General features: G+C 70.4%; 8 protein-coding genes. 1 reads left to right on the forward strand and 7 read right to left on the reverse strand.

Annotated elements, in window-relative coordinates; all coding sequences use genetic code 11:
• Positions 1-255: 255 nt before the first annotated feature.
• From BMY40_RS16530 to BMY40_RS16545, 4 genes are all read right to left on the reverse strand, one after another.
• The gene (locus BMY40_RS16530; RefSeq protein WP_093660236.1) at positions 256-1,224 is read right to left on the reverse strand and encodes a carbohydrate ABC transporter permease; all 969 of its coding nucleotides are present in this window, start codon (positions 1,222-1,224) and stop codon (positions 256-258) included.
• 22 nt (positions 1,225-1,246) lie between these two features.
• A complete protein-coding gene (locus BMY40_RS16535) occupies positions 1,247-2,272 on the reverse strand; it encodes a carbohydrate ABC transporter permease (RefSeq protein WP_093660238.1) in 1,026 nt (341 codons plus the stop codon).
• An 83-nt stretch (positions 2,273-2,355) separates the two neighbouring features.
• Positions 2,356-3,774: an N-acetylglucosamine/diacetylchitobiose ABC transporter substrate-binding protein gene (ngcE, locus tag BMY40_RS16540; RefSeq protein ID WP_093660240.1), complete on the reverse strand. Its 1,419-nt coding sequence runs from the start codon at positions 3,772-3,774 to the stop codon at positions 2,356-2,358.
• A gap of 403 nt (positions 3,775-4,177) precedes the next feature.
• Positions 4,178-7,033 (reverse strand): aconitate hydratase, encoded by a 2,856-nt coding sequence (locus BMY40_RS16545; protein ID WP_177214032.1) that lies wholly within the window; start codon positions 7,031-7,033, stop codon positions 4,178-4,180.
• Positions 7,034-7,376: 343 nt separating this feature from the next.
• Between BMY40_RS16545 and BMY40_RS16550 the strand changes: the two genes are divergently transcribed.
• Positions 7,377-8,906 (forward strand): helix-turn-helix domain-containing protein, encoded by a 1,530-nt coding sequence (locus BMY40_RS16550; protein WP_093660244.1) that lies wholly within the window; start codon positions 7,377-7,379, stop codon positions 8,904-8,906.
• Positions 8,907-9,005: 99 nt separating this feature from the next.
• Here BMY40_RS16550 and BMY40_RS16555 read toward each other — a convergent pair whose 3' ends face one another.
• From BMY40_RS16555 to BMY40_RS16565, 3 genes are all read right to left on the reverse strand, one after another.
• The gene (locus BMY40_RS16555; protein ID WP_093660246.1) at positions 9,006-9,578 is read right to left on the reverse strand and encodes a hypothetical protein; all 573 of its coding nucleotides are present in this window, start codon (positions 9,576-9,578) and stop codon (positions 9,006-9,008) included.
• A 201-nt stretch (positions 9,579-9,779) separates the two neighbouring features.
• A complete protein-coding gene (locus BMY40_RS16560) occupies positions 9,780-10,601 on the reverse strand; it encodes a hypothetical protein (RefSeq protein ID WP_093660248.1) in 822 nt (273 codons plus the stop codon).
• A 280-nt stretch (positions 10,602-10,881) separates the two neighbouring features.
• A complete protein-coding gene (locus tag BMY40_RS16565) occupies positions 10,882-12,480 on the reverse strand; it encodes a CAP domain-containing protein (protein ID WP_143071780.1) in 1,599 nt (532 codons plus the stop codon).
• Positions 12,481-12,606 lie beyond the last annotated feature (126 nt).

The raw sequence follows: 12,606 nt of genomic DNA on the forward strand, positions 1-12,606 counted from the left end.
TAAGCACAGCCTGAAGCGTTATCTCCCGTCAAGACCTTGAGCGGGGCGGGCGCTCGGATGTTACCTGCGCACGGACGGTGACGCCCTCGGCGCGAAGAGGCACGAAGAGACGCGAGGGGAAGCGAGGAGAGGCGAGAGAGGGGTGAAGAGAGGCGAAGAGAGGCGAAGAGGCGGCCACCGGGACACGGTGGCCGCCTCGGGGGAGGGGACGGCGGGGACGGGCAGGTGCGACGGGGGCGGCAGCGGCGGGCGGGCCTACTTCAGCGCGCCCGCGGTCAGACCCGCCTGCACCTGGCGCTGGAAGACGACGTAGACGACGAGGATGGGCAGCACGGCCAGGGTCAGGCCGGCGAAGAGCCCGCCCCAGTTGCCGCGGTAGCCGGTCTGGGCCGCCAGGTTGGCCAGGCCCTGGGTGAGCACGTACTTGTCGGCGTCGCCTACGTGCACCACCTGGGGGATCAGGTACTGGTTCCACTGCCCCAGGAAGTTGAAGATCCCCACGCTTATCAGGCCGGGCTTGGCCATCGGCAGCATGACCTGGAAGAAGATCCGGCTGTGCGAGGCGCCGTCGATCTCCGCCGCCTCCGCGATCGAGGAGGGAAGGGTGCGGAAGAAGGCCGACATGAAGAAGACGGTGAACGGCAGCGAGTAGGCGATGTAGACCAGGATCAGGCCGTGGTAGGTGTCCAGCAGCGCGAAGTTCTTCATCACGAAGAACAGCGGCACCAGGGCGACGATGATCGGGAAGGCCATGCCGCCGACGAACAGGAAGTAGACCAGCCGGTTGCCGGGGAAGTCGTAGCGGGCCAGGACGTAGGCCACCATCGAGCCCAGCAGCATGGTGCCGACCACCGAGCCGCCCACCACGATCACCGAGTTGATCGTGTACTGGCCGATGTTCGCCTCGTTCCAGGCGAAGGACCAGTTGTCCCAGTTCAGGCTCTCCGGCAGCGACCAGGGGTTCTCCAGGATGGCGCCGGAGGACTTGAAGGAGTTCATCACCGCCCACAGCAGGGGCCCGGCGGCCATCACGGCCCACAGGACCAGGAAGGCGTGCGAGAAGGCGTTGAGGGTGCGCCCCTCCGTGCCGTCCCCGGCCCGCCCGGTGCCCGTGCCGGGCGGGCCGGCGGGCCGCTGCGGGCCGGTTGTGCCCTTGGTGAGGGCCACGGCGGTCTCCTCGGGGTCCCCCGGCCTCAGGGACGGCGACGGTTCGGCAGTGGTCATGGCTGGTTCTCCCGCTGGCCTGTCAGAACTCGATCCGGTCCTTGCTCCGCCCGAACGCCATCGCCGCCACGGAGAAGACCATGGTGACGATCAGCAGGGCCACGGCGACGGCGGTCGCGTAACCGGCCTGTCCGTCCTGGAACGCCTTGTTGTACAGGTAGACCGGCGCGACGATGGTCGAGTAGGCGGGGCCGCCCGCGTTCACCGTCAGGATGTGCACCACGGCGAAGGCGTCGAGCGCCATGATGCCCATGTACACCCAGCCGGTCTGCACGGTGTCGCGCATCAGCGGCAGGGTGACGCGGAAGAACGTGGTCGTCCGGCCGGCGCCGTCCAGCAGCGTCGCCTCGTAGATCTCGCGGGGGATGGAGCCCATGGCCGCGGAGAAGAGCACCACGTAGAAGCCGACGTTCGCCCACACCATCACGACCACGACGCACCAGAAGGCCAGCCGGGGGTCGCCGAGCCAGCTCTGCTGCCACTCCCCCAGGCCGACGGCCGACAGTATGCCGTTGAGCAGGCCGCCGGCGGGGTTGAAGATGTACTTCCACAGCACCACGACGATCGCGATCGACAGCGCCTGCGGGAAGAAGTAGACGATCTTGTAGAAGCGCGAGCCGCGCACCCCCGCCACCGCCTCGCCCCGCCGGTGCCGGCCGCCGACGTTGAGCATGAAGGCGAAGAACAGGCCCAGGCCGAGGGTGATGACGGGCAGGACCAGCAGCAGCAGGACGTTGTGCCACAGCGCCTTGCGGAAGATCTCGTCCTCCATCAGCCGGCCGAAGTTGTCCAGCCCGACGAAGGCGAAGTCGCTGCTGAGGCCCGTCCAGTCGGTCAGCGAGTAGTAGAACGTCTGGAAGAAGGGCGACACGACCAGGACGCCGTAGAGCACCAGGGGCACCGCGAGGAAGCCCGCGATGAACCGGTACTTCAGATAGGTCCGGTGGTGGGGGGAGACGCGCCGCCCGCCCCGGCCCCCGCCGGACCCTCCCGGCGGGGGCGCCGCTTCCTTGGTGGCCTCGGCAACCGCCGGGCTGTCACTGGCCATGCCGCCCTCGTCCCAATCTCCGTGTTCCGGCTGTTCCGGTTGCTCCCGGGGCTTGCCGGGAGCCGGCCCTCAGCGGGCCCGGCTCACGCGTGCTTGTACTTCCTGACGGAGTCGTCCTTGGCCGTCCGGTCGGCGTAGTCCTGGCACTTGTTCATGGCCTCGGCCGGCTTCATCCGGCCGGCCAGCAGCTCGGCGAGCACCGAGCCGATCTGCTCCTTGTGGAGGGTCTGGTACCAGTCGAAGATGCGCGGGTTGACCACGTTGTCCCCGGCGTCCTTGAGCGCCTGGCTGGAGGAGGCCAGACCGGGGGACATATCCATGCCGTCGGTGGCACCGGCCACACAGGTCAGCGACTTCACCAGCCGGGAGAAGTTCTGCGCCGACTTCTTGCTCAGCATGATCCGCAGCAGTTCCATGCCGCCGGCCGGGTTCTTGGCCTGCGCGGGCACGATGAACGGCTCGCCGGCCTGCGCCCACAGGGTGCCGAAGGGCATCTTGTCGGAGTCGTCCAGGCCGGTGACCGCGCCGCAGGCCATGCCGAAGTCGGCGGGCGTGGTGTCGGCGGCCTCGTTCTCCACCCAGGAGCCGTTGGGGATGAAGATGCACTTGCCCTTGGTCCACTGGGTCTGGGACTGGATGTGGTCCAGGCCGGGGGTGCCCCGCAGGATGTAGCCCTTGGCGGACAGCTCGTGGTAGGCCTCGAACGCGCTCTTGACCGCGCCGTGCTTCCAGGCGTTCGGCTCCAGGTTGTCGATGGCGTCCAGGACCTCCCGGCCGCCGATCTTCCCGATGAACGGGTAGAGGGTGAAGGGGATGTAGTACGGGTGCTGGCCGGCGTACGTCCAGCCCGCGATGCCCTTCTTCTTGGCCTTGGCGCACAGGGCCAGCATCTCGTCCCAGGTCTTGGGGTACTCCCAGTCGTTGTCGGCCAGCAGCTTCTTGGAGTACCACTGGCCGTAGACGGTGTAGGCGTAGTTCAGGCGCCAGACCTTCTCGTCGCCGTACTGGCCCATCTCGATGGTGCCCGGCAGGAGGGTGTCGCGGACCTTGGTGTCCGGGTCGTCGACGGAGGGGGCGTCCAGCAGGGGGCTCAGCTCGGCGAGCTGGTCCTTGGCGATCAGGGTGGCCGCGTCCATCTGCTCGGCGCCGGAGTTGTCGATGAGGTCGGGCGGGTTGCCGCCGACCATTCTGGGCTGGAGGACCGAGCGGATCTTCTGGGTGGCGGTCAGCTTGACCTTGCCGTAGCTCTTCTCGTAGATCTCGGCGGCGTCCTTGCCGTACTGGGTGCCGAAGCCGCCGTCGAAGATGACGAAGTCCAGGCCGGCGTCCTTGTTGACGCCCAGCGGGTTGTCCTTGGTCTTCTGGCCCTTGGCGACCTCGGTGTCGCTCCCGCTGTCGCTGCTGGCGCAGGCGGAGAGCGCGCTCATGGCGGGGACGGCGATCAGGCCGGCCGCGGTGGCCCGCTTGATCAGATCACGACGGTTGACATCGGTGGATCCCATGCTCAAGTCCTCGCCTTCTGTAAAGGACTCAGGCGGTGTGCCGGAACCCCCGGACACCGCTTGTGAGTTGAAGCTGAGTTGTGCGGGATGTAACGCCGGGTCGTGCGGAGCCGCGCCGGGTCTCGCCGATGCCCGCCCTCTCCCGGTGCCACGGCCCTCCGGCCTTCGTCTTCTCATATGACCGCTCGGACGCCGACAGGTATAGTCCACTTTCCTTCCGGTGGGCAAGATCGGTGCGCGTTCGGGTGCCAGTCTTTCCCGAGTTGAGACCTCCGGGAAACGCGGCGGGGCCGTACCTCCCACCATGGGAGGTACGGCCCCGCCGTCACCGCTTGAACGCTGCCCGCCGCCCGGCCAGCCGGGCGGCGGGCAGCGGCCTCTCACTCGCGGGTCGCCTTGCGGATCACTTGCGGATCAGCGAGCGCAGCACGTACTGCATGATGCCGCCGTTGCGGTAGTAGTCCGCCTCGCCGGGGGTGTCGATGCGCACCGTGGCGTCGAACTCCACGCCGGTGTCGGTGGTCACCTTCACCGTGCTCGGGATGCCGCCCTCGTTCAGCGCGGTGATGCCGCTGATGGAGAAGGTCTCCTCACCCGACAGGCCCAGCGACTCGGCCGAGGCGCCCTCGGGGAACTGCAGCGGCAGCACGCCCATGCCGATCAGGTTCGAGCGGTGGATGCGCTCGTAGCTCTCGGCGATGACGGCCTTGACGCCCAGCAGCGCGGTGCCCTTGGCCGCCCAGTCGCGCGAGGAGCCCGAACCGTACTCCTTGCCCGCCAGGACGACCAGCGGGATGCCGGCGGCCTGGTAGTTCTGGGAGGCGTCGTAGATGAAGGAGACCGGCCCGCCCTCGACGGTGAAGTCGCGGGTGTAGCCGCCCTCGGTGCCCGGCGCGATCTGGTTGCGCAGGCGGATGTTGGCGAAGGTGCCGCGGATCATGACCTCGTGGTTGCCGCGGCGCGAGCCGTAGCTGTTGAAGTCGCGGCGCTCCACGCCGTGCTCGGTGAGGTACTTGCCGGCCGGGGTGTCGGCCTTGATGGCGCCGGCCGGGGAGATGTGGTCGGTGGTGACCGAGTCGCCCAGCTTGGCCAGGACGCGGGCGCCGGAGATGTCCTGCACCGGCTCCGGGTCCATGCCCATGCCCTCGAAGTACGGGGGCTTGCGGACGTAGGTGGACTGCGGGTCCCACTCGAAGGTGTCGCCGGTCGGGACCGGCAGCGCCTGCCACTGGGCGTCGCCCGCGAAGACGTCCTGGTAGGAGGTGGCGAACATGTCCTCGCCGATGGCGGAGGCGACGACGTCGTTGACCTCCTGCTCGGAGGGCCACACGTCCTTCAGGAAGACCGGGTTGCCGTCCTTGTCGGTGCCCAGCGGCTCGCGGGTGATGTCGGTCTTCATCGAGCCCGCGATGGCGTACGCGACGACCAGCGGCGGGGACGCCAGGTAGTTCATCTTGACGTCGGGGTTGATGCGGCCCTCGAAGTTGCGGTTGCCCGAGAGCACCGAGGTCACGGCCAGGTCGTTGTCGTTGACGGCCTTGGAGACCTCCTCCGGCAGCGGGCCGGAGTTGCCGATGCAGGTGGTGCAGCCGTAGCCGACGAGGTTGAAGCCCAGCTTGTCCAGGTACGGGGTGAGGCCGGCGCGGTCGTAGTAGTCCATGACGACCTTGGAGCCCGGGGCCAGGGTGGTCTTGACCCACGGCTTGCGGGTCAGGCCCTTCTCCACGGCCTTCTTGGCCACCAGGGCGGCGGCGACCATGACGTACGGGTTGGAGGTGTTGGTGCAGGAGGTGATCGCGGCGACGGTGACGGCGCCGTGGTCCAGCTCGTAGGTCGTGCCGTCGGGGGCGGTGACGGTGACCGGGTCGGAGGGCACGTCGTCGGCCGGGCCGTCGGCGTGCTGCGGGGCGCCGGCCCCGTTCTCCTGGTGGCCGTAGGCCGGGGCGTCGGAGGCGGGGAAGGACTCGGCGCTCGCCTCGTCCACCGGGGAGGCCACGCCCTTGGGCTGCTCCTGCTGGGGGACGCCCGGCTTGCGGTCGTCACCGCCGGTGACGCCGGCGGAGACGTAGTTGCGCACGTCCTTCCTGAACTGCTGGGCGGCCTCGGCCAGGACGATGCGGTCCTGCGGGCGCTTGGGGCCGGCGATGGAGGGCACGACGGTGGAGAGGTCGAGCTCCAGCCTCTCGGAGAAGTCCGGCTCGGCGGCCGGGTCCAGCCACAGTCCCTGCTCCTTGGCGTACGCCTCGACCAGCGCGATCTGCTGCTCGGAACGGCCGGTCAGGCGCAGGTAGCTCAGGGTCTCGCCGTCGATGGGGAAGATCGCGGCGGTGGAGCCGAACTCCGGCGACATGTTGCCGATGGTGGCGCGGTTGGCCAGCGAAGTGGCGGCCACGCCCTCGCCGTAGAACTCCACGAACTTGCCGACCACGCCGTGCTCGCGGAGCATCTCGGTGATGGTCAGCACCAGGTCGGTGGCGGTGGTGCCGGTGGGCAGCTCGCCGGTCAGCTTGAAGCCGACCACGCGCGGGATGAGCATGGAGACCGGCTGGCCCAGCATCGCGGCCTCGGCCTCGATGCCGCCGACGCCCCAGCCCAGCACACCGAGGCCGTTGACCATGGTGGTGTGCGAGTCGGTGCCGACCAGGGTGTCGGGGTAGGCCTGGCCGTTCCGCACCATGACGGTGCGGGCCAGGTGCTCGATGTTCACCTGGTGGACGATGCCGGTGCCGGGGGGTACGACCTTGAACTCGTCGAAGGCGGTCTGGCCCCAGCGCAGGAACTGGTAGCGCTCGCGGTTGCGGCCGTACTCCAGCTCCACGTTCTGCGCGAAGGAGTCCGGGGTGCCGAACTTGTCGGCGATGACGGAGTGGTCGATGACCAGCTCGGCCGGGGCGAGCGGGTTGATCTTCGACGGGTCGCCGCCGAGTTCCTTGACGGCCTCGCGCATGGTGGCGAGGTCCACCACGCAGGGCACACCGGTGAAGTCCTGCATGATCACGCGGGCCGGCGTGAACTGGATCTCCTGGCTGGGCTGGGCCTGGGAGTCCCAGCCGCCCAGCGCCCGGATGTGGTCGGCGGTGATGTTCGCGCCGTCCTCGGTGCGGAGGAGGTTCTCCAGGAGGACCTTCAGGCTGTACGGCAGCCGGGCGGAGCCCTCGACCTTGTCCAGCCGGAAGATCTCGTACGACTCGTCGCCCACCTGCAGCGTGCTGCGGGCGTCGAAGCTGTTCGCCGACACGACAGTCTCCTTCAAGTGCATGGGTTCGCGCGTACCACCGCGATCCTGCCGCCCCGGGCCCCGACCGCTTCGCTCAGGCTCACCTAAGTCGGGGGTCGCCCGGCGAAGCCTCGGCGGACGCGGCGGCGGTACGCCTCTCGGTAGATATCTCGATGTCGAGATAACTCTAGTACATGGCGGCTCCACGGTCATGCCCCGCCCCGCTCCGGGTACCCGTGCAACCGACCCCAAGCGCCGGCGCGGACACGAGTCGGCCATGGAGCGGACCGCCGCGTGCCCGATAAACGGGTGAAAGTACGAAGAAAGCATGAAGAAACACAGGCCACAGAGGTTGACATCTCATATCTGAGATAACATCACCCTCATGACCGACGACTACCTCATGCGCATCGGCAAGCTCATCCGCGACGCCCGCCAGCACCGAGGCTGGACCCAGGCCCAGCTGGCGGAAGCCCTGGCCACCAGCCAGAGCGCGGTCAACCGCATCGAGCGCGGCAACCAAAACATCAGTCTTGAGATGATCGCCCGTATCGGTGAAGCCCTGGACAGTGAGATCGTCTCACTGGGCTACTCCGGTCCGATGCATCTGCGGGTCGTCGGAGGCCGTCGTCTGTCCGGCGCCATCGACGTCAAGACCAGCAAGAACGCCTGCGTCGCCCTGCTGTGCGCCTCCCTGCTGAACTCCGGCCGCACCGTGCTGCGCCGGGTCGCCCGCATCGAGGAGGTCTACCGGATCCTGGAGGTGCTCGGCTCCATCGGGGTGCGCACCCGCTGGATCAACGACGGCGCCGACCTGGAGATCGTCCCGCCCGCCGAGCTGGACCTGGACGGCATCGACGCCGACGCCGCCCGCCGCACCCGCAGCATCATCATGTTCCTCGGACCCCTGCTGCACCGGATGGACCACTTCCGCATCCCCTACGCGGGCGGCTGCGACCTGGGCACCCGCACCGTGCAGCCGCACATGAGCGCACTGCGGCACTTCGGCCTGGAGGTCACCGCCACCGAGGGCACCTACCACTCGGTGGTGGACCGCTCCGTCCGCCCCACCCGCCCGATCGTGCTGACCGAGCGCGGGGACACCGTCACCGAGAACGCCCTGCTGGCCGCCGCCCGGCACGACGGCACCACCGTCATCCGCAACGCCTCCTCCAACTACATGGTCCAGGACCTGTGCTTCTTCCTGGAGGAGCTGGGCGTGCGGGTGGAGGGGGTGGGCACCACCACGCTGACCGTCCACGGCGTCCCCCACATCGACCGCGCCGTGGACTACTCCCCCTCCGAGGACCCGGTGGAGGCGATGAGCCTGCTGGCCGCGGCCGTGGTCACCGAGTCGGAGCTGACGGTGCGGCGGGTGCCGATCGAGTTCCTGGAGATCGAGCTGGCCGTGCTGGAGGAGATGGGGCTGGACCACGACCGCGGCGCGGAGTACCGCGCCGACAACGGCCGCACCCGCCTGGTCGACCTCACCGTGCGGCCCTCCAAGCTGGAGGCGCCGATCGACAAGATCCACCCGATGCCGTTCCCCGGCATCAACATCGACAACGTGCCCTTCTTCGCGGCCATCGCCGCCAGCGCCCAGGGCAAGACCCTCATCCACGACTGGGTCTACGACAACCGCGCCATCTACCTGACCGACCTCAACCGGCTCGGCGGACGCCTCCAGCTCCTGGACCCCCACCGCGTCCTGGTCGAGGGCCCCACCCGCTGGCGCGCGGCCGAGATGATGTGCCCGCCCGCGCTGCGCCCGGCCGTGGTGGTGCTGCTGGCGATGATGGCGGCCGAGGGCACCTCGGTGCTGCGCAACGTCTACGTCATCAACCGCGGCTACGAGGACCTGGCCGAGCGGCTGAACTCGGTGGGCGCGCGCATCGACATCTTCCGCGACATCTGACGGGCGGATGCCGTGCCGGCGCGGGAGGCCCCGGCGCGCGGGGCATCCCGCGTGGCACCCCGCGGGGAAGCGGGGTGCCACCGGTGGACCGGCGGTCCGTCAGCCGCGGCCGGTCGAGAACCTCAGCACCATGAGGTCGAACGCGAAGGCGGTGGAGCAGGACAGCGGCACCTCCCGTCCGAGCACCTCCACGGTGGCGGAGGCGTCGAGCGGTGTGTTGGTGCCCCTGGTGATCACGTAGTGACCGGCCGGGTCCTCGACGACCTCGTGCACACGGGTGGGCTCCCCCGCGGCCGTGTAGGTGCCGGTGACGGTCGCGTCGCCGGCCGGTTCCCCCGTGCCGTCCAGCTTCCTGAGCGGGATGTCGGCCGCGATCGCGCCGCCGGAGAACAGCGTGGCGCCCCCCGGGCCGTAGCCGCCGCCGTACTCCCCCTCCGGCGTCTCCACGACCACGCCGGTGTGCGTGCCGTACGCGGAGTTCTGGTACAGGTCCACCGCGACGAACACGTCCCCGGAACGCCCGGAGCAGTTCACCGCGTACCCCTTCTCGACCGTCCGGGTCGGTTTGGTGCCGCCCTCCGCGGAGGGAGCGGCCTGCGCCGCCCCGGGGACGGCGGTCAGTGTTCCGACCGCGGCCAGGCAGGCCAGCGCGGCTCGTGTCGTGGTCCTCAACTCGGTTCTCCCCTCGGGCCCCGGCGGGCCCCGCCTCCGGCGCCGTCTGGCCGGCGCCGGAGCACAGAAGACACCCGGGGCGGGCCTTCGGTTGTACCGGACGGGCGCGGCACCCGCCGCGAGAGCCCCGGCTCCGGGCGCGGGGGCGCCGGGAGCCGGGGCGGGGCAGGGCGGGAGGGGGCGGAAGGGCGTGCCGGAGCGTCAGGCGAGCTTCTCCGCCTGGGCCTCGATGACGGCGGCCGGGAGGTCGAAGTCCTCGCCGCTGCCGGCGGCGGCGATGTTGAAGGAGGAGAAGACGGCCAGCGTGGCGCCCTGCCGCACCACGGCCAGCTTGAACGGGACCTTCTCGCCGTCCTGCTCGCTGGTCACCGTCCAGGCGGCGGCCTCCTCGCCGCTGGCGACCTTCTCCTCCTTGACGCCGGTCACCTTCTGCTCGTCGCCCTTGACGCCTCCGGTGAACCCGCCGGAGCAGGACTCGGCGGCGGTGCGCAGGTCGGCGAGGGTCTTCTCCGCGCCCCCGTCCTCGTAGGAGGCGAGGGTGACCATCGTCGTCGTGGCGTCGAGGGCGCCCTGGATCGCGTCCTCGAAGTTCTCCAGGTCCTCTTCGGTCAGCTCCTCGGAGCCCTCCGTGCCGCTGTCGGCCGGCTTCTCGGGCTCCTGGGTGACGATGCGCCGGGCGGTCGCCGCCGGGTCGCCGACCGGCACGCCGAGCTGGGCGTGCGCCAGGGGCGTGCACTCGTCGTTGTCGGAGGAGACCTCCTTGGCGGAGACGCTGTCGCCGGGGCCCAGCTCGTCGACCTTGTGGCCCTCGACGTCGCCGTCGGCGAGGATGAGCTTCTCCAGTTCGGCGGAGGTCCTGGCCCCGGCGGCCGGACCGGAGGAGGCGGACTTCCCGGCCTTGTCGGCCTTGCCCTTCTCCCCGTCCCCTCCGCCGGAGTCCGAACCGCCGCAGGCGGTGGCCAGCAGGGCCAGGCAGGCCGCCGAGGCGGCGAGGGCGGTACGGCGTACGGCGGTGGATCGCATCGTGTGTTCTCTCTGCTCCGTTGGCGGGCCCTGTTCCGTCGGCGGGCCCCGGCGCCGCCCGGAGGTTTTGCCCGGCACCGGCCCGCCACAGGTCCCTGTGGCGGGCCAACTCTAGGAGTTCACGCCTCGGCGGAGACGGGAAGCTTCGGACCGGCGTTCGATCGTGACTGTGATGTGATCATTCCGGACCCGGCCCGTGGAGGCCGGGCCCGCACGCTCCCACCGCCGCCCCCCACCGCGGTCCGACGGGGCGGCGGTGGGTGGTGGCGGGATCGGCGGGTCAGCGGCGCTTGCCGAAGTTCTGGACCCACCAGGGGCCCCCGGCCTTCTCGCTCACCCCGATGCCGATGTCCTGGTAGGCGCAGTTGAGGATGTTCCTGCGGTGGCCGGGGCTGTTCATCCAACCGTTCATCACCTGCTCGGGGGTCTTCTGCCCCCTGGCGATGTTCTCCGCCAGCGCGGACCAGGAGTATCCGGCGGCCTCGACCCGCGAGGCCATGGTGGAGCCGTCGGGGCCGACGTGGGAGAGCACGCCGCGCTCGGCCATGGTCCCGGCGTAGGTCTGGGCGGCGCGGGCCAGCCTCTCGTCCGCCGTCAGCGGTCGGCAGCCGGCCTTCGTCCGCTCGGCGTTGACCAGCCGGAGCACCTGCCGCGCGGCCGCACCGCCCGTCTCCGGCTCCGGCTCGGCGGGCCGGGAGGCGGTCGGCTCGGGCGCGGGGGTCTGCTCCGGTGCGGTGGGCCGCGGGGTGCCGGCCCCGCCGTCCGCCGGGGGCCGCGAGCCGGGGCCGACGGTCAGGCCGAACTTGTCCAGGACCTCGGTGACGGGCTGGAAGAAGGTGGTGCCGCCCCTGCTGCAGTCGCCGTTGCCGCCCGAGGTGAGGCCGACGGCGACGCCGCCCGCGAAGAGCGCTCCGCCGCTGTCGCCGGGCTGGGCGCACACGTTGGTGCGGATGAGGCCGTGGACCCTGCCCTGCGGGTAGTTGACCGTGGCGTTCAGCCCGGTGACGGTGCCGCCGTGCAGGCCGGTGGTGCTGCCGCTGCGCTGGACGCGCTGGCCGACGAACGCCTCGCCGGCACTGGTGATCTCCTGGGTGCCGCCGTTGTAGAGGTTCACGGCGGCGGGGCGCGGGACTTCGGGGTTGTCGTAGCGGATCAGCGCGTAGTCGTCGCCGGGGAAGCTGCTCTCCACGGCCTTGCCCACCCGCTGCCGCGAGGAGTCCCCGCTGCTCCAGGTGGCGCCCTTCTTCGTGCAGTGGCCCGCGGTGACGACGAAGTACTCGTCCCCCTTGCGGGCGTTGAACCCGGCCGAGCAGCGGGACCCGCCGGAGGTGATGGCGTCCCCGCCCGCGACGAAGGGCTCGAAGACGCCCTCCACCCGCTCCATTCGCGCCTTGCCGCCCAGCTTCGCGACCTTCTCGCGCAGCTCGCGCCACTCGTCCCCGGTCACGGTCGAGTCCACCGTGACCAGCACCTTGTTGGTGCGGGGGTCCACCGCCCAGGAGGTGCCCGGGGTGCGCGTGCTGCGGTCCAGCGACGACTTGGCCCTGGTCAGCTCCTCGGTGGTGCTGTCGACCTCCTTCGCGACCGCCCCCGCCCTGCGGACCGCCGTCAGGTCGCCGCCGTCGACGACGTTGACGACCAGCTTCCTGGTGGCGGGGTCGTAGTAGGACCCGGCCGCCTCCTCGCCCAGCTTCGCCTCCAGCCGGTGGGCCAGGGCGCTCGCCTGGGCCGCGCTGAGGAGCGAGGGCGCGGGGATGGCGTCCGCCTCGGGCTGCAGCACGACGATCGTGGTGGCCGCCACGGACGCGGCGGCGGCGCCGATGGCCGCCTTCAGGACCATCGGCCGTCTGCGCGCCCGCCGTCCTCGCTGCTGCTTCACCTTCACAGATCCGCTCCGTTCACTTGTGGGGGGATCGCCCTGCGGCGACGTCCGGGGGGACGCTATCGCCGCAGATCAGCGAGGTGAGCGGGTTTCAAAGAGCCCTCAGGGGCAGCTAAGGAACAG

Source organism: Streptomyces radiopugnans, assembly GCF_900110735.1.
In the GTDB taxonomy this organism is placed as follows: Bacteria; Actinomycetota; Actinomycetes; order Streptomycetales; family Streptomycetaceae; genus Streptomyces; species Streptomyces radiopugnans.